The organism is Mitsuaria sp. BK037 (assembly GCF_014193045.1).
GTDB lineage: Bacteria > Pseudomonadota > Gammaproteobacteria > Burkholderiales > Burkholderiaceae_C > Roseateles.
This window is the reverse complement of sequence record NZ_JACHYS010000004.1, coordinates 76,318-93,534: the sequence shown is the minus strand read 5'-3', so window position 1 is coordinate 93,534 and position 17,217 is coordinate 76,318. Positions and strand designations below refer to the sequence as shown.

The 17,217-nt window shown below is 71.8% G+C and carries 15 protein-coding genes and 1 riboswitch; of the genes, 11 read left to right on the top strand and 4 right to left on the bottom strand.

Annotation, left to right across the window (positions count from 1 at the left end; all coding sequences use genetic code 11):
* The first annotated feature begins 90 nt into the window (after nucleotides 1–90).
* Nucleotides 91–1,032 carry a LysR family transcriptional regulator gene (locus FHT37_RS21425; RefSeq protein WP_183484398.1) on the top strand — a complete coding sequence of 314 codons (942 nt, stop codon included), beginning with the start codon at nucleotides 91–93 and terminating at the stop codon, nucleotides 1,030–1,032.
* 27 nt (nucleotides 1,033–1,059) lie between these two features.
* Here FHT37_RS21425 and FHT37_RS21420 read toward each other — a convergent pair whose 3' ends face one another.
* Nucleotides 1,060–1,872: an energy transducer TonB gene (locus tag FHT37_RS21420; RefSeq protein ID WP_183484395.1), complete on the bottom strand. Its 813-nt coding sequence runs from the start codon at nucleotides 1,870–1,872 to the stop codon at nucleotides 1,060–1,062.
* Nucleotides 1,873–2,106: 234 nt separating this feature from the next.
* A riboswitch (TPP riboswitch) is annotated at nucleotides 2,107–2,242 on the top strand.
* A 123-nt stretch (nucleotides 2,243–2,365) separates the two neighbouring features.
* On the opposite strand from FHT37_RS21420, the gene thiC reads away from it, so the two are divergent.
* The 7 genes from thiC to FHT37_RS21385 all read left to right on the top strand — a co-directional run bounded on the left by thiC (nucleotide 2,366) and on the right by FHT37_RS21385 (nucleotide 8,892).
* On the top strand, nucleotides 2,366–4,255 hold the full coding sequence (thiC, locus tag FHT37_RS21415; protein WP_183484392.1) for a phosphomethylpyrimidine synthase ThiC: 1,890 nt from the start codon (nucleotides 2,366–2,368) through the stop codon (nucleotides 4,253–4,255).
* Nucleotides 4,256–4,260: 5 nt separating this feature from the next.
* A complete protein-coding gene (locus FHT37_RS21410; protein ID WP_183484390.1) occupies nucleotides 4,261–5,337 on the top strand; it encodes an FAD-dependent oxidoreductase in 1,077 nt (358 codons plus the stop codon).
* A complete protein-coding gene (gene thiS / locus FHT37_RS21405) occupies nucleotides 5,334–5,552 on the top strand; it encodes a sulfur carrier protein ThiS (protein WP_091719973.1) in 219 nt (72 codons plus the stop codon). Before FHT37_RS21410 ends, thiS begins: the two co-directional genes overlap by 4 nt.
* A gap of 10 nt (nucleotides 5,553–5,562) precedes the next feature.
* The gene (locus tag FHT37_RS21400; protein WP_183484387.1) at nucleotides 5,563–6,369 is read left to right on the top strand and encodes a thiazole synthase; all 807 of its coding nucleotides are present in this window, start codon (nucleotides 5,563–5,565) and stop codon (nucleotides 6,367–6,369) included.
* Between the two features lie 56 nt (nucleotides 6,370–6,425).
* Nucleotides 6,426–8,045 carry a bifunctional hydroxymethylpyrimidine kinase/phosphomethylpyrimidine kinase gene (locus FHT37_RS21395; RefSeq protein WP_183484384.1) on the top strand — a complete coding sequence of 540 codons (1,620 nt, stop codon included), beginning with the start codon at nucleotides 6,426–6,428 and terminating at the stop codon, nucleotides 8,043–8,045.
* A gap of 257 nt (nucleotides 8,046–8,302) precedes the next feature.
* Nucleotides 8,303–8,554 carry an AbrB/MazE/SpoVT family DNA-binding domain-containing protein gene (locus tag FHT37_RS21390; protein ID WP_091719965.1) on the top strand — a complete coding sequence of 84 codons (252 nt, stop codon included), beginning with the start codon at nucleotides 8,303–8,305 and terminating at the stop codon, nucleotides 8,552–8,554.
* Entirely contained in the window at nucleotides 8,548–8,892 is a 345-nt protein-coding gene (locus FHT37_RS21385) for a type II toxin-antitoxin system ChpB family toxin (protein WP_183484381.1), read from the top strand. The genes FHT37_RS21390 and FHT37_RS21385 overlap by 7 nt, the downstream gene beginning before the upstream one ends.
* A 164-nt stretch (nucleotides 8,893–9,056) precedes the next feature.
* Here FHT37_RS21385 and FHT37_RS21380 read toward each other — a convergent pair whose 3' ends face one another.
* Together FHT37_RS21380 and FHT37_RS21375 are read right to left on the bottom strand one after the other, a co-directional pair.
* Complete coding sequence (locus FHT37_RS21380; RefSeq protein WP_221211195.1) at nucleotides 9,057–11,105, bottom strand: alkaline phosphatase; 2,049 nt, start codon at nucleotides 11,103–11,105, stop codon at nucleotides 9,057–9,059.
* Between the two features lie 74 nt (nucleotides 11,106–11,179).
* Nucleotides 11,180–11,674 (bottom strand): hypothetical protein, encoded by a 495-nt coding sequence (locus tag FHT37_RS21375; protein ID WP_183484374.1) that lies wholly within the window; start codon nucleotides 11,672–11,674, stop codon nucleotides 11,180–11,182.
* Nucleotides 11,675–11,876: 202 nt separating this feature from the next.
* On the opposite strand from FHT37_RS21375, the gene FHT37_RS21370 reads away from it, so the two are divergent.
* A complete protein-coding gene (locus tag FHT37_RS21370) occupies nucleotides 11,877–12,527 on the top strand; it encodes a methyltransferase domain-containing protein (RefSeq protein ID WP_183484372.1) in 651 nt (216 codons plus the stop codon).
* A 12-nt stretch (nucleotides 12,528–12,539) separates the two neighbouring features.
* On the opposite strand, the gene FHT37_RS21365 is transcribed toward FHT37_RS21370, so the two are convergent.
* Nucleotides 12,540–12,896 (bottom strand): PspC domain-containing protein, encoded by a 357-nt coding sequence (locus FHT37_RS21365; RefSeq protein ID WP_091719944.1) that lies wholly within the window; start codon nucleotides 12,894–12,896, stop codon nucleotides 12,540–12,542.
* A 183-nt stretch (nucleotides 12,897–13,079) separates the two neighbouring features.
* Here FHT37_RS21365 and FHT37_RS21360 point away from each other — a divergent pair, with 183 nt between their 5' ends.
* Together FHT37_RS21360 and FHT37_RS21355 are read left to right on the top strand one after the other, a co-directional pair.
* Nucleotides 13,080–13,763, top strand: a complete 684-nt coding sequence (locus FHT37_RS21360) for an alpha/beta hydrolase (protein ID WP_183484369.1) — start codon at nucleotides 13,080–13,082, stop codon at nucleotides 13,761–13,763.
* 71 nt (nucleotides 13,764–13,834) lie between these two features.
* Nucleotides 13,835–17,200 carry a prolyl oligopeptidase family serine peptidase gene (locus tag FHT37_RS21355; RefSeq protein ID WP_183484366.1) on the top strand — a complete coding sequence of 1,122 codons (3,366 nt, stop codon included), beginning with the start codon at nucleotides 13,835–13,837 and terminating at the stop codon, nucleotides 17,198–17,200.
* The last annotated feature ends 17 nt before the right edge of the window (nucleotides 17,201–17,217 follow it).

Here is a 17,217-nt window from a genome sequence, read left to right as displayed (position 1 = left end):
TTCCATTGGGCGAACAATCCACCTCTCCCCTTCCCGCCCCTCCGCTCTTCCCTCGTTCCCCCTCTGCCCCCCTCTTCGACGGATGCCCCCATGAGCCTTGATGCCGACGACCTCCTCGTCTTCGCCCGCGTGATGGAGAGCGGCAGCTTCAGCCGCGCGGCCGAGCGGCTGCAGTTGCCCAAGTCGACGGTGTCGCGGCGCATCGCGGCGCTGGAGGAACGGCTGGGCGAGAAGCTGCTCCAGCGCAGCACCCGGCGGCTGACGCTGACCGAGTTCGGCCAGGGCGTGCTCGAGCATGCGCGGACGCTGGCGGGCGAGGTGGACGGCGCGCTGGCGCTGGCGCTGCATCGGCAGCAGCGACCCACCGGTCGGCTGCGGGTGTCGATGCCGGCGGACTTCGCGCACCAGATGCTGACGCCGATGCTGAGCCGCTTCGTCGGCGACTACCCGGAGGTGCAGCTGGAGCTGGACCTGTCGCCCCGGCGCGTGGACCTGATCGCGGAAGGCTTCGACATCGCGGTGCGCATGGGCCAGCTGCCGCCGGACAGCCAGTTGGCGGCGCGTCGGCTGGCGATCTTCAGCAGCGGGCTGTACGCGTCGCCGGCCTACCTGCAGCGCCATGGCGAGCCCCAGCTGCCCGAGGGCCTGCTCAGCATGCATGGCCTGATGATCCTGGGCCGCGCCGGCGAGCCGCTGCCGTGGCGACTGTCCGGGATCGTCGACGGCAAGGCCGACCAGCGGACGGAGTGGGTCGGCGTGCCGGACAGCCGCACGCTGGTGAACGCGCCGGACATGCTGCTGCAGATGGCGCGCGCGGGTCTCGGCATCACCTGGGTCGGCAACCAGTACGCGCAGGGCTTCGTCGACCGCGGCGAGCTGACGCGCGTGCTGCCGCACTGGTGCGCGGAACCGTCGACCTGCTGGGCGGTGTTCCCGCAGCGACGGCTGATGCCGCTGCGCACGCGGCTGTTCCTCGACGCGATGGCCGCGGAGCTCGCGCCCTTCGACCAGGCGGCGATGTACGGGCTCTGAGCGCCGCCCTCGCGGCGGCGCCTCGCGTCAATCGACCTGGAAGCCGATCTCCACGCTCACCTGGCGCGGTGTCGGGATCGGCTCGAAGCGCCATTGCTTGACCGCGTTGATCGCGGCGGCGCTCAGCTTGCGATCGGGCGAACGCATCGCCTGCGCCGCATCCACCGAGCCGTCCGGCCGGACGGTGAACTGCACCAGCACCGAGCCCTGGCGCTGCTGGGCCAGCAGGGCGCGGGGGTACTCGGGATCGACCTTGCGGACGAGCTTGAGCGGCACCGGCTCGTCGGCCTCGGGTGGTTCCGGCTCGGGCGCACGGCCGGCCGGTGCGGCCATGGACGGCGCGGCCATCGACACGACCTGCGGCGCGGGCGCCTCCGACAGCGGTTGCGGCGCGGTCGAGGGCGGCGCCACCGTCTGAGCTGCCGTCTGCGCGAGCGGCGCGGGCGAGGCGCCGACCGCGGCGACCGCGGGCGCCTCCTGCGCGGCGTTGCGCGTGGCGAGCGCGCGTTCGGCCGCGGGATCGAGGTCCTGGCGGCGCGCTGCGGGCGCCGGCGCGGCCGTGGCCACCGCACGGGCAACGGGCTTGGCCGCGTCGGCCTTGGCCTCGTGTCGTTCGGGGGTCTTCTTCTCGCCCTTCTCGGCGTGGAACTTGATCCACTGGAAAACCTTGTCGGCATCGCGCTTGGCGCGGTCGACATCGCTCATCGGGGCCTTGGGATCGGCGGGCGCGGCGGACGTCGCCGTCTGCGCCTGCGCGGCCATCGCGACCAGGGACAAGCTCAAGACCTGGCACAGCGCCAGACCGTGACGCCGGACGTTCAGGAGACTACGGCTGCTCATCACTCCACCCTCTCGATTGCGCTGGTTGCTCTCTTTTGGAGACAACGCCGGTCTTGTCTACGGCTCTTGGTCTTGGTTCTCGCGCCCCGGCATGAGCGCCGCAGTGTAAGAAGTCACCACCGTGACGAGACCTCGGGGTTTGCCCGGAATCAGGATGTAACAGCGGGCCGCAGGGCCGATGGCGTCGAGGAAGTCACGATCTCGCGGCCCCGCGCACCGACCGGCCTATACTGCGCGCCTGCTCCGGGGTGCCCTGGGCCGATCCGCGCGACAGCGCGGCGCGGCACGGGCTGAGACATGGCGATGAAGCTGTGGACCCGCTGAACTTGATCCGGTTCGTACCGGCGTAAGAAGAGCCCGCCCTTCCAGGCGCACCTCGGCGATCCCCGCGCATTCCTCGCGCGCCGCCCGTGCGCCGTGCCACGAGAAGGGCCCAGTTCCTCCCGCCCGCGTTCCCTTCAGTCCAGCCTCCGGCGCCCAACCGGAGACCCTGATGCTGGACCTGACGCACAACCTGCCCCCGACCGCCGCAAGCCCCGATGCCGCCGCGGAGTTCCATGACCGCCTCGCCGCCAGCCGCGCGCCGCTGCCGGCGTCGACCAAGACGCATGAGGCCGGCGTGCTGCATCCGCAGCTGCGCGTGCCGCTGCGCGAGATCGCGCTGACCAACGGCGAGCGCATCGCCGTCTACGACACCTCGGGTCCGTACACCGATCCCGCCGTCACCACCGACGTGCGTCGCGGCCTGCCCGCCACGCGCGCCGCCTGGGTCGAATCGCGCGGCGACACCGAGGCCTACACCGGCCGCCCGATCCAGCTCTTCGATGACGGCCTGCGCGAGGCCGCGCAGCAGCAGGCGCTGCGCGCGCAGAGCGCGGCGCTGAACCGCACGCCGCGGCGCGCGAAGTCCGGCGCCAACGTGACGCAGATGCACTACGCGCGCCGCGGCATCGTCACCGCCGAGATGGAGTACGTCGCTATCCGCGAGAACGGCCGCCGCGCCTGGATGCACGAGTACCTCGCCGACAGCGAGCGCGAGCAGCGCCTGGCCGGCCAGGGCCTGGGCGCGCGGATCCCCGGGATCATCACGCCCGAGTTCGTCCGCGACGAGGTCGCGCGCGGCCGCGCCATCATCCCGGCCAACATCAACCATCCGGAACTCGAGCCGATGGCCATCGGCCGCAACTTCCTGGTCAAGGTCAACGCCAACATCGGCAACTCGGCGGTCAGCTCGGGCATCGAGGAGGAGGTCGAGAAGCTGGTGTGGGCCACGCGCTGGGGCGCGGACACGGTGATGGACCTCTCCACGGGCCGCAACATCCACACCACGCGCGACTGGATCCTGCGCAACAGCCCCGTGCCCATCGGCACCGTGCCGATCTACCAGGCGCTGGAGAAGGTCGGCGGCGTGGCCGAGGACCTCACCTGGGAGCTCTTCCGCGACACGCTGATCGAGCAGGCCGAGCAAGGCGTCGACTACTTCACCATCCACGCCGGCGTGCGGCTGCCCTTCGTGCCGATGACGGTCAAGCGCCGCACCGGCATCGTGTCGCGCGGCGGCTCGATCCTGGCGAAGTGGTGCATCGCGCACCACCGCGAGAACTTCCTCTACACGCACTTCGAAGAGATCTGCGACATCATGAAGGCCTACGACGTCAGCTTCTCGCTGGGCGACGGCCTGCGGCCGGGCTCGCTGGCCGACGCCAATGACGAGGCCCAGTTCGCCGAGCTGCGCACCCTGGGCGAGCTGACGAAGATCGCATGGAAGCACGACGTGCAGACCATGATCGAAGGCCCGGGCCATGTGCCGATGCACATGATCCAGGCCAACATGACCGAGCAGCTCAAGCACTGCGACGAGGCGCCCTTCTACACGCTGGGCCCGCTGACGACGGACATCGCGCCCGGCTACGACCACATCACCAGCGGCATCGGCGCCGCGATGATCGGCTGGTTCGGCTGCGCGATGCTGTGCTACGTGACGCCCAAGGAGCACCTGGGCCTGCCCGACCGCGACGACGTCAAGCAGGGCCTGATGGCCTACAAGATCGCGGCGCACGCGGCCGACATCGCCAAGGGCCATCCAGCGGCGCGCGCCCGCGACGACGCGCTGTCCAAGGCGCGTTTCGAGTTCCGCTGGGAGGACCAGTTCAACCTGGGCCTGGATCCGGAGACGGCGCGCGAGTTCCATGACGAGACCCTGCCCAAGGACAGCGCGAAGGTGGCGCACTTCTGCTCGATGTGCGGGCCCAAGTTCTGCTCGATGAAGATCACGCAGGACGTGCGCGAGTACAGCGCGCAGCTGGAGGACGGCATGCGCGAGAAGAGCGCGGAGTTCCGCGCCGGCGGCGCCGAGCTCTACATCCCGATCCGCCAGGACTGAGCGCGATGGCCGCGATCGCCATCGCCGGGGCGGGGCTCGCCGGGCGGCTGCTCGCGTGGGCGCTCGCGCGCGCCGGGCATCGCGTCGAGGTCTTCGACGCGTCGCCCGGTCCGGCGCACGCCTTCGACGCGCAGGGGGCCGCCGCGTTCAGCGCGGCCGGCATGCTGAGCCCGCTCGCCGAGCAGGAGCAGGGCGGCGCCGCGATCGCCGCGCTGGGATGGCGTTCGCTGGCGCTGTGGCCCGGCATCGTGGCGGCGCTGCCGCTGCCCGTGCCGCTGCAGGCGAACGGCAGCCTGTTGCTGGCGCATCGCGCGGACCTGGGCGCCGCGCAGCGCGCGCTGATGCGCATGCCGGGCGCGGAGCCCCTCGATGCCCAGGCGCTGCGCGCCCGGGAGCCGATGCTCGCGCCGGGCCTGCGCGGCTGGCTGCTGCCGCGCGAAGGCCTGATCTCGCCGCTCGCGGCGATGACCGCGCTGCAGGCAGGCGCGGCCGATGTGCGTTGGCACTGGGCGCGGCCCGTCGACCAAGTGCTGCCGGGCGAGTTCCATTTCGCCGATGGTGGGCATTGGCGCGGCGACTGGGCGATCGATGCGCGCGGTCTGGGCGCGCGGCCGCCCTTGCCGCTGCGCGGCGTGCGGGGCGAGATCGTCACGCTGTCGCTGCCGGGCCATGGCCTGAGGCATCCCGCGCGGCTGCTGCATCCGCGCCATCGCGTCTATCTGGTCCCCCGCTCCGGCGAGGAACTCGTCGTCGGCGCCAGCGAGATCGAGAGCGAGGACCGCAGCCCCATGTCGCTGCGCTCCGCCGTCGAACTGATGGCCGCGGCGCAGAGCGTGCTGCCGGCGCTGTCCGAGGCGCGAATCGTGCGGCTGGATCGCCATCTGCGCCCGGCCCTCCCCGACAACCTGCCCTTCACCCATCACGAGCCCGGCCTGCTGCGGCTCAACGGCCTGTACCGCCACGGCTGGCTGCTGGCGCCCGCGCTGGTCGAGCGGCTGCTCGGCGAGGCCGGCCTGGCCACGCTCGGCGCGCTCATCGGCGAGCGCGTTCCAGCCACCGATTCCCTGGAGACTTTCCCATGACCGCCCTGCCCTCGATCACCGTGCGGCTCGACGACCGCGCCGTAGCGCTGCCCGCCGGCGCCACGCTCGCGCAACTGCTGGAACTCGAACGGCGCGAGCCCGCCGCAGTCGCAACGGCGCTCAATGGCCGCTTCGTGCCGCGCGACGCGCGTCCCGCGACGGCCCTCAGCGACGGCGACGTCGTCCTGTTCTTCCAACCGATCGTCGGAGGCTGAGATGACGAACATGACGAACGGATCCGATCCGCTGCTGATCGACGGTGTCGCGCTCGACAGCCGCTTCTTCCTGGGCACGGCCGGCTATCCGAGCCCGGCGGTGCTGTGCGACGCGATCCGCGCGTCCTCGTCGCAGGTGCTGACGGTCGGCCTGAAGCGCACGCTGCAGGCGGGCGACAACGGCGCGCTCGCGCAGGCGCTGGCCGCCGGGCGCGAACAGGGCGCGCGGCTGCTGCCCAACACGGCGGGCTGCCGCAGCGCGCGCGAGGCGGTGCAGCTCGCCCACATGGCGCGCGAGCTCTACGGCACGGCGTGGATCAAGCTGGAGGTGATTGGCGACGAGCACACGCTGCAGCCCGATCCCTTCGAGCTCGTCGCCGCCGCGACCGAGCTGACGCGCGAGGGCTTCATCGTCTTCCCGTACTGCACCGAGGACCTGATCCTGGGCCGCCGGCTGCTCGACGCCGGTTGCCCGCTGCTGATGCCCTGGGGCGCGCCGATCGGCTCCGGCCAGGGACTGCTGAACCTGCACGGCCTGTGCACGCTGCGCGAGCGCCTGCCCGACACGGTGCTGGTCATCGACGCCGGACTGGGCGCGCCGTCGCAGGCGGCGCGGGCAATGGAACTGGGCTTCGACGCGGTGCTGCTGAACAGCGCGGTGGCGCAGGCCGGCGACCCCGTCGCGATGGCGGGCGCGTTCCGCGACGCGGTGGGCGCGGGACGGCGAGCCTGGCGCGCCGGCCTGATGGCGGCGCAGTCGTTCGCCGTCGCGAGCACGCCGGTCAGCGGCCACGCCTTCCTGCTGGGGGACGCATGAGCGAACGCGAGAACCGCCGGGCATCGCCGTCAGGCAGCGCACTGCCTTCGCCTCTGGTGCCGCATCCGAGCCTGCCTTCGCCGTGGGCCGAGGCGGTCGATCCCGACCTCGCAGCGCTGACGCCGTGGACCGAAGACCCGTCGCCCCCGGTGATCTGGAGCGTCGCCGGCACCGACAGCGGCGGCGGCGCGGGTCTGAGCGCCGACACGCGCGCCGCCGCGGCGATGGGTGTGCATCTGTGTCCGGTGGTGGCCGCGGTGACGGCGCAGCACTCGCTCGGCGTGAACGCGGTCTTCCCGCTGCCGCCGAACCAGGTGCGCGCGCAGCTGAGCGCGCTGCGGCAGGACCTGCCGCCGCGCGTGATCAAGACCGGGCTGCTCGCGAGCGCGGCGACCGTCGATGCCTTGCTGGCGCAAAGCGGCGACGCGCTGCTGGTGGTTGATCCGGTACTGGGCGCGAGTGCGGGCGGCGCTGCCTTCTGCGACGAGGCGCTGCTGGGCGCCTATCGCCATCAGCTCGTACCGGCCGCGGCCCTGCTGACGCCGAACCGGCGCGAGGCGGAACGGCTGCTTGGCGTCGCGCACGGGCAACTGCCGGTGCCGGAACTCGCCGCGATGCTGCGCGGCCTGGGCGCGCAGGCCGTGGTGGTCACCGGCGGCGACGACGCGGCGCTGGCCGATGGGCTGTCGCTGGACTGGCTCGACAGCCCGCTGGCGACGGGCTGGATCGCGCTGCCGCGGCTGTCCGGTCGCGATGGCGCGTCGGCGCATCACCACGGCAGCGGCTGCACCTTCGCGGCCGCGGCGGCGGCGGCGCTGGCGCGCGGCTTCGCGGTGCCAGACGCGGTGATCCTCGCGAAGATGCTGACCTGGTCGGCGCTGCGCGACGGCCATGCGGCCGGCGCGGGCCCGGGACCGCTGCGACCGGACCGCCGCTTCGTCGACGACCCGCGCGCGATGCCGGTGATGGGCTTCGGCGACGACACCGCGCCCGACCGGGCGACGTTGACGCGCTGGCGCGAAGTCCTGTGGCCGGCCTCGCGCCGGCCGCCGACCTTTGCCGGCGGTCTCTACGCGATCACCGACCGCCCGGAGCGTGTCGCCGCGATGGCGCTCAGCGGTCGCTTCGAGCATGTGCAGCTGCGCATCAAGCGCGGTGCCGGTGTCGATGAGGACCGGCTGCGCGCGGCGATCCGCGAGGCGGTGCGGGACATGGCCGGCCGCTCCAGCACGCTGTGGATCAACGACCACTGGCGGCTGGCGCTCGACGAGGGCGCGCGGGCGCTGCACCTGGGTCAGGAGGACTGGGCCGGCCTGGCGGGCGAGGACCGCGAGGCGTTGTGGCAGCGCCGCGCGCGGCACGGCGTGCGGCTGGGTTTGTCGAGCCACAGCCTGTGGGAGTTGTGCCGGGCCCGCGGCCTCGCGCCCGACTACATCGCCTGCGGTCCGCTCTGGCCGACGACGACCAAGGACATGCCCTGGCTCCCGCAGGGGCTGGCGCAACTGCGCTGGTGGTCGCGGATGGCTGGCGTGCCGGTGGTCGGCATCGGTGGCGTCCTGGAGGACCGGCAGTGGCGCGCCGGCCTTGCCGCCGGCGCGTCGGCGATGTGCCTGGTGCGGGCAGCGGAGGCGATGGTCCCCCAGGGGGATCGGGCCGAGCCCTCGGTCCGAGCCTGACGCCTGGCTTTCAACCCCCACCATCGCCCCCCAAACGGCCCGCCGATTCCTCCGATGGGCGGCGCCCTTCTTGGCGATTTCCGATCGAGGCCGACTCGTGGACGATGGTTGCTCGTTCGATGCATGCCGCCGCAAGGCCCGTCAGTCGACCGCTTACGGCGGTCTTTCCGACCAGGCAACGATCGTACAACTTTGTTTTACTTGAGACCGCCAGCCTGCCTAGAATGCGGACCTGTCTGCCGCGGGAAGGAACGGTCATGGAAGTGGTGTTGAAGAAAATGGGGAACAGTACCGCGTTGATTCTCCCGCCCCCCGTGCTGCGGGACCTGGGCCTGGCCGCCGGCCACGCGTTGACGCTGGAGACGACGGCGGACCGCCGGCTCGTCCTGACGCCCAAGCGCAAGTACACGCTCGACGAAATGATCGCCGCCTGCGACCTCTCGGCCCCGCCCCCGGCCGACATGGCCGCCTGGGATGCGCTCAAGCCCGAGGGAGGTGAGGCGTGGTGAGGAAGGCCTTCGATCGCGGCGACATCGTCGCCGTGCCCTTCGATCCCACGCTCGGCCGAGAGCAGCGGGGGGCGCGCCCGGCGCTGGTGCTGACGCCGCAGGCCTTCAACCGGCTCGGCGACGTGCTGGTGGCACCCATCACGCAAGGCGGCGACTTCGCCCGCCATGCCGGCTTCGCGGTGATGCTGACGGGCACGGGCTGCAAGACCCAGGGTGCGGTGCTGATCAACAAGATCCGGATGATGGACCTGGAAGCGCGACAGGCCCGTCGCATCGAGCGAGCGCCGCCGGACGTGATCGAGGAGGCCGTCGCGCGGCTGTCGGCGATATTGGCTTAGCGTCGCCAGTCGCCAGTCGCCAGTCGCCAGCCGCCAGCCGCCAGCCGCCAGCCGCCAGCCGCCAGCCGCCAGCCGAGAATCGCGGGTTGCGGGTTGCGGGTTGCGGGTTGCCGTGTCGATGGGTCGACGGGTCGCCCGCAGTCGCTACCGCGCCGTCGCGGCGCTCACCGTCGCGGCGACTTCGCCGGCCGCTTCGCGCCCGAGGCGTCGGCGGGCGCCGTCGTGCCCTTGACCGCCGCCTGCGCCAGCTTGAAGAACACATCGGTGTTGTCGATGACGCCGGTGAAGGCCAGCGCGCCGGGGCCGAAGGCCGACAGCGGGATGTCCGTCGCCGTGTGCACCGCCTGCTCGCCGGGCACCTGGCCGGTGACCAGGAATTCGCCCTGCGCGTCGTCGCGCTCGGCCGCATTGGCCGGGTACCACTTCAGCGGCTCCGACTTGGCCAGCGGCTGCTGCGAATCACGCAGCGGCGTCTGGTTGGTGCGCCAGTCCTCGTAGCGGTCCGCGTTCGCGCCATATCCCACCAGCAGGCGATAGTCGATGTCGGTCGCTTCCGGATAGCCGTCGGCGGCGATGCGATAACGCGGGAAGCCCGCCTTCTCGTAGACGCCGACCACCTTGTCGCGCAGGTTGGCCGCGCCCTTCTTCGTCGCCGCGTCCAGCAGCGCCTGGTCGGTCAGCATCGAGCCCCCGATCAGCGCCGCGCCCGAGCACTCGTGGTCGGCGGTGACGATCACCAGCGTGTCGCCCTGCTCCCGCGCGAAGTCCTGCGCTACCTGCACCGCGCGATCGAACTCGATGGTGTCGAGCATCCAGCGCTCGCTGTCCATGTTGTGCGCCTGCTTGTCGATCGAGGCGCCCTCGATCATCAGCACGAAGCCCTGGGGCTGCTTGCGCAGCGTCGCGAGCGCGGCCTGGGCCATCTCGTCGAGCATCGGCTGGTCGGGGAAGCCGTAGTCGTCCACAACGGTGCCACCGGCCAGGCCCTTCTTCGCGCCGCGGCGTCCGTCGATCTTGTCCAGCGCCACATTCATGTTGGAGAAGGCAAACAGGCCCAGCAGTTTGTCGGCGCCCGCGCCGGCGACGGCGGCGTCCAGCGCCGTCCGCGTCGGCGCATAGCGGTAGCCCGCGTCCTGGAACTCACGGATAAGGTCGCGGCCCTTGTCCTTCGCGCCCGGCGCCGCGCCCCAGCGCTTCACGATCTCGGCGGTGTGCGGGTCGCTCGCGGAGAAGGCGTAGTCGCTCGCCTCGGCGCGCTCGGAGCCAGCCGTTCCGGCGGGCAGGAACCACTTGCGACCGCCGCCCAGCAACACCGTCAGGCCGGTGCGCGCGCGGTCGTCGAAAAACTGGTCGACGATGCCGGTGCCGGCGCCGCGATTGCTGGTGTGCACCGCGTTGCCGGCCGGTGTCGCGTCGAAGACGTCGGCGGTGGTGACGACGCCCAGCGCCTTGCCCTGCGTGCGGTGCAGATATTCGGACAGGTATTCGATGCGCGGGTTGTCGAAGGCATCGACCGTGTCGTCCGGGAAGACGCCCTCTTCATTGTTGTTGTTCTTGTTGCCGGAGACGTAGGCCGTCATGCCGGGCGCCGAGTCGGTCACCACCGAGTTCAGCGAGGCCGTCTTGACCATCCCGGTCGCCGGGAAGGTGTCCATCGCCAGCGGCTGGATCACCTTGCCCTGGGCGTAGCCGCCCTTGACGATGCGCGCGGCCGTGCGCTGCGCCGCGCCCATGCCGTCTCCCACCAGGATGATGAGGTTCTTGACCTTGGGCCCCATGGCCGTGGTGAAGGGCACCACGTCGAGGTTGCCGGTGGCGCTGACCGTCTGGCCGTCGGCCTGGGTCGCCTCGACGCTGAAGGTGTGACGGCCGGCCTTCTGCAGGCTGACCGCGCGCACCGTCGCGATCGCGGTCTCCGCCGCCACGCCCTTGACGCAGCCGGCCGCGCAGTCGCGCAGCGCGACGGTCGCATCGACCGGCTTGCCGTCGATCAGGAAGCGCGCGGCGGTGATGCGCTGCCCCGCATCGGGCTTGATCGTGGCCTGCAGGTCGAAACGTTGGCCGGGCAGGAAACGCGCGATGACCGGCTCGGGACGGCCGCTGGAGAACAACTCGCTGGGCGGCGTGAGGCGCGTCACGGTGGGAGCCGCGTGGGCGGCGCTCAGCGCCAGGAGCGCGCAAGCGCCGGCGAGCAAGGAAGGCAGGTGTTTCATCATCGGGGCTCGAATCGAAGGAATCGGTAGAGGGGCGGAGGAGCTGCGGGGACGCCGGGCGTGCGCGGGCGCGCTCAGTGGCGATGGCCCGCGCCATCGGGCCGCGTGGCCGAGGCGGCCTCGGCCTCCAACGCTCCGGGCGGCAGGCGCAGGCGGATCCAGGACACGCGGCCGGTCTCGTCCTCGACGCGACCCACCGACAGCGTGCCGGTCAGCGACACCAGCCCGTCGCGATGGGCGACGAGGCGACCCTGCTGCGACGGATCAAGCAGCACGGTCACCATCGCGGCGGGCAGGTCATCGGCCTCGCCGTCGGCGTGCTCGCTCATGCGCACCGGCCGCGGCGTCAGCCAGAAGCGGCCCGGCCGGGCCTGTTCCTGCGCGACCATGTAGCCGACCAGGCGCACCGGACGGCCGTCGGCGGCGCGCAGCGCGTCCGACAGTTCCAGGCCCGCGGGGCCGATCGGCGACTTGAAGAACTGGGAGAACTTGAGATCGGCCACCTCGGTCGCCGTGGCCACCGGCGCGGGGGTGTCCCGGACGGCGGGTTCGGCTCGGGCCGTCGGCATCGTAGCCATGACGAGCAGGGCCGCACAAAGAGGCGGAAGGACGCGGGCGGCACGCCGGGCAAGCCGCGTACCTGTGGTGAGTTCGACGCACATGGGCCGCGATTCTTTCGGCGGCGGATGACGGTTCCGTGACGCACCGTTTTTCTTGCTTGACACCGCGCGAGGCGCCACGCGAAGCTGGCCCGCGAAAAAAAGGGAGTTCATGAACACGCCCGACACCCGGCCGGCGCTGCAGGCCTTGAACGCGCTCTACGCGCGCCGCGCGCCGATCTACGACTACGAGCTGATGCCGGTGGCCCCGCTGCGGCGCGAGGCGATCGCGGCGCTGGATCTGGCGCCGGGGCAGACGGTGCTCGACATCGGCGCCGGCACGGGCCTGAGCCTGCACGGGCTCAGCCAGGCGGTCGGACCGACGGGGCGGATCGTCGCCGTGGAACCCTGCGAGACGATGATGCGGCAGGCCCGCCAGCGCGCGCTCACCGATCACCTCGAAACCCCGGTCGACTACCTCCCGACCACGGCCGAGGAGGCACCGTATGCGTCCGCGCTTGGCGCCCGCCGCGCCGACGCGGCCCTGTTCTTCTTCACGCACGACGTGCTGCAGAGCATCGAAGCCGTCGACCGCGCGCTGGCCGTGCTGAAGCCGGGTGCGCGCATCGTTGCGGCCGGGCTGGCCTGGGCGCCGCCGTGGATGCCGATGAGCAACTGCTTCGTGCTCGGCGCGGCGATGCACTCGATCCTGCGCATGGACGGGCTGGACTGCCCCTGGCGACATCTGGAGGCCCGGATGGCCGACGCGGAGGTCGAGCGCCGCTGGCTCGCCTCCGCGTACCTGCTCAAGGGCCGCCGCTGAGCGGCCGAAGCGTCAGTCCTCGATCGGCACGAAGATCCACAGCAGGAAGTACAGCAGCATCCCGCCGCCGGCACACATCGTCAGCGCGACGAAGACGATGCGCCAGAACCATGCGGCCAGGCCGCTGAGCCGGGCGAGGCCGCCGCACACGCCGCCGATCCAGCGGTCGTCGCGGCTGCGCCGGAAGGCATTGATCGCGTTGACGGCCGGCGCGCCGCTCTGGGGGGCCGCATAGGCGTAGGTGGTCGATGCGGACGGGCGGGTGCCGGCATTCAGCACCCGGTCCTTGGCCCTGGCGAACTCCTCGTCGCTGAGCACGCCGCGCTGGTGGAGATCGGCCAGGCGATTGAGTTCTTCGCTGTCGGACATGGGGGCTCCTTTTCCTGAAAGTCGCGCATCGAGGGATGCGATGGAATGCAGGCTACGCAGCGACCCGCGCCGCCGCGACCCGCGTGCGACCGGATGCAGGTGGGCGCGATGCGGAGCGGATGTCGCGCGACAGGGCGTTTCCACCCAGTGCCGGCACGGCATCGCGGACTAGCATTCCCGCCCATGACGCTCGAAACCATTGAATTGCAGACGCGCGAGGCGCCCCGTTTCAGCCTGCTGGTGTTGCACGGACTGGGCGCGGACGGCAACGACTTCGTGCCCGTCGTCCAGGCGCTGGACCTGTCGCCGGTGCTGGCGCAGGGCGGCTTGCGGGTCGTGCTGCCGAGCGCGCCGGAGATCCCGGTGACGATCAACGGCGGCATGCGCATGCGCGCCTGGTACGACATCCGCCATGGCGACCTCAGCCAGCGCGAGGATGCCGACGGCCTGCGCGCGTCGCAGGCGCTGATCGAGGAGCTGATCGCCCGCGAGGAGCGCGAGTTCGGCATCCCGCCGGAGCGGGTGGTGCTGATGGGCTTCTCGCAGGGCTGCGCGATGACGCTGATGACGGGCCTGCGCTATCCCCGGCGGCTGGCCGGCCTGGTCGGCCTGTCGGGCTACCTGCCGCTGCTGGACACGACCGAGGCGCAGCGCAGTCCCGCCAACGCGGCCACGCCAATCTTCCTGGCGCACGGCACCGGCGACGGCGTGGTGCTGCCGGCGCGGGCGAAGGCCTCGCTGGCCGAACTGCGCCGCCTCGGCCATGCGGTCGATTGGCACGAGTTCCCGATGGCGCACGAGGTCAGCATGGATGAGATCCAGGCCCTGCAGGCCTGGCTCGTGAAGACCTTGACCGCCGCCGCCTGATCGAGCGCCCACCCCGCGCTCACGCGGATGCCGCCCCTCGCCCCTTCCGCCCCATTTGCCCTCTCGACCCCATGTCCTCGTCCTCGACCATGCCCACCCGGCTTCTTCCGCCTTCGCTGGCCGCGCTCTCGCTGGCGCTGCTGCCCTTCGCCCCGCTGAACGCGGCCACGCCGCCGCAGGCGACCACGCCGGTCGCCGCCGCGGCCGCAAGCGCTGTTCAGCCCAGCTCGGCCTTGCCGCCGATCACGCACGACGTCTACGCCACCTGGCGCAGCATCCAGCACACGCAGCTGAGCCGCGATGGGCAGTGGATCGCCTACGCGCTGGTGGCGCAGGAGGCCGATGGCGAGCTGGTCGTACGCCGCGTCGCCGATGGCCGCGAGTACCGCGCGCCGCGTGGCACCGCGCCGCAGTTCAGCGCCGACGGCCGCTTCGTCGCCTTCGCCGTGCAGCCGACGCGCGTGGAGATCGACAAAGCCAAGAAGGACAAGAAGAAGGGCGACGACGCGCCCAAGCCCGGCGCGGCCTGGATGGACCTGGCGACCGGCAAGGTCGAGACGGTCGAGCGCGTGAAGCGCTTCGGTTGGGGCAAGGACGGCGGCGTGCACCTGGCGATGCTGCTGGAAGCACCCGCGAAGAAGGACGGCGCGAAGGATCCCAAGGCGCCGGCCGCCAGGGCCGACAGCGAGGCAGGGACCGCGGGCGAGGTCCTGGTCGACGCGGCGCTCGACGCCGGCACGAGCCGCGCGAGGGCGGACGCCACCCTCGACCAGGAAGCGCCGGCCGAAGGCGGCGCGCCATCCGCGAAGAAGCTGCCCGGCAATGATCTGCTGTTGATCGACGCCCAGACCGGCCAGCGCAACACCTTCAAGGACGCCGCCGATTTCGCCTGGAACAACGGCGGCACCCTGCTCGCCTACGTGGTCTCGGTGAAGGAGGCGAAAGCCCCCGCTGGGGCCTCCGGCGCCGCGAAGGCGACGCCGGCCACCGCACCGGAGACCCGGCCGGCGGAGCCGTCCGTCCCGGCTTCGGCGAATCCGCCGGCGCCCGCCGCGCCGCCGGCTTCGGACGCGCTCGGCGCCGTGCCCCCCGCCACGCCAGTCGCCGCGGCGAAACCCGCAGCCGACGACAGCGCCCGCGAAGGCGTCTACTTGATCGACCCGAGCGCGCCGACACGGGCACGCGCGGTGATGTCCGGCGCGGGCAGCTACAAGCAGCTGCGCTTCGACGAGGCCGGCCGCCGCCTGGCTTTCGTCAGCAACCGCGACCACGTGGCCGAAACCCGCACCACCGAGAAGGCCCGGGAAGCCGAGGACCGGAAGGACGGCGCCAAGGAAAGCGCGAAGGACGCGAAGGACACGAAGGCCGACAAGCCCGATCCGACGCCGTTCAAGCTCTTCCTGTGGCAGGCCGGCCAGGACCGCGCCACGGTGCTGGTCAGTGCCGCGACCGCCGGCATGCCCGCCGGCTGGACGCCGAGCGAGCACGCGCCGCTGGCCTTCAGCAAGGACGGGCAGCGGCTGTTCCTCGGCACCGCGGAACTGCCCGGGCCCGAGCCCAAGGACGCGCCCGAGCCGATGAAGGTCGACCTCTGGCACTGGAAGGATCCGGAGCTGCAGTCGGCGCAGAAGGCCAAGGCGGAGCGCGAACGCACGCGCAGCTATCGCGCCGTCGTGCACCTCGGCCAGGACGTGGACGCCGCGCGCTTCGTGCAGCTCGGCACCGTGGACCTGCCGACGATCCAGGTCAACGAGAACACCCGCGTGGCGCTGGGCCTGAGCGAGCTGCCGTATCGCCCGCTGATGTCCTGGGAAGGCGTGTACATGGACGCCTACGCGGTCGACCTGGACACCGGCGCGGCCACGCCGCTCGCGCGCAAGCTGCGCCATGCGCCGACGCTGTCCCCGACCGGCCGCTACCTGCTGGGCTTCGACGCGCCGGCCGCGCGCTGGATGGCCTGGCGCACCGACACCGCGCAGGCGATCGACCTGACCGGGAAGATCAAGGCCCGCTTCGACAACGACGAGCGCGACGTGCCCGACCTGCCAACCGCCTACGGCAGCGCGGGCTGGACCGCCGGGGACGACAGCGTCGTGCTCTACGACAAGTTCGACCTCTGGGCCGTGCAGCCGGCGACCGGCCTGTCGCGCAACCTGACGCAGGGCTGGGGCCGCAAGCGGCAGATCCAGCTGCGCGTGGTGCCGCTGGACCCCGAGGACGCCGACCAGCGCGCCCTGCCCGCCGATGCGCTGATGCTGGCCGGCACGCAGGACCTGACGCGCGCCAGCGGCTACTTCCGCGTCGATGCCAGCGGCGGCGTCCCGACCGCGCTGCTGCAGGACGACAAGATGATCGGCGGCCTGATCAAGGCCAAGGACGCGGACCGCCTCGTCTTCACGCAGCAGACCTTCACCGAGTTCCCCGACCTGTGGACCTCGACGCTGAGCTTCGAGCGGCCGCAGCGCATCAGCGAGGCCAATCCGCAGCAGTCGCGGTATGCCTGGGGCACGCAGGAGCTGATCGAGTACACCGCGGCCGACGGCAGGAAGCTGCGCGCGCTGCTGGCCAAGCCGGCCGACTTCGACCCGAAGCGGCAGTACCCGATGATGGTCTACATCTACGAGAAGATGAGCGACAACCGCCATCGCTACGTGCCGCCGGCGCCGGGCCAGAACATCAACGTCACGCGCTACGTTTCCAACGGCTACCTGGTGCTGCGCCCGGACATCGTCTACACCACCGGCCACCCGGGCCGCAGCGCGATGAACACGGTGCTGCCGGCGGTCCGCCAGCAGATCGCCAAGGGCTATGTCGATCCGAAGCGGGTGGGCATCCAGGGCCACAGCTGGGGCGCCTACCAGATCAACTACCTGATCACCCGCACCCACGAGTTCCGCGCGGCGGAGGCCGGCGCCTCGATGGCCAACATGATCAGCGGCTACGGCGGCATCCGCTGGGGCGCGGGCATCAGCCGCGCCTTCCAGTACGAGCACGGCCAGAGCCGCATCGGCGCCACGCCCTGGGAGCGGCCCGACCTGTACCTGGAGAACTCACCGATCTTCCGCGTCGACAAGGTCACCACGCCCTACCTGACCATCCACAACGACGAGGACGACGCGGTGCCCTGGTACCAGGGCATCGAGTTCTTCACCGCGCTGCGCCGCCTGGGCAAGGAGGCCTACTGGTTCAACTACAACGGCGAGAAACACGGCCTGCGCGACCGCGACAACATGAAGCACTTCACCGTGCACATGGCCGAGTTCTTCGACCATTACCTGCTGGGCAGTCCGCGGCCCGCCTGGATGGACCAGCCGGTGCCCTACCTCGAGCGCGGCAAGCGCGACGTGATGGGCCAGTTCAAGCCGGGGGCGCCGGCCGCCGCGACCGCCGTCGCCAAGGGCCAGCAGGAGGCCGCCAGCGGCGGCAGCGCGAAGTGAGCCGCCGGCGGCCGGGA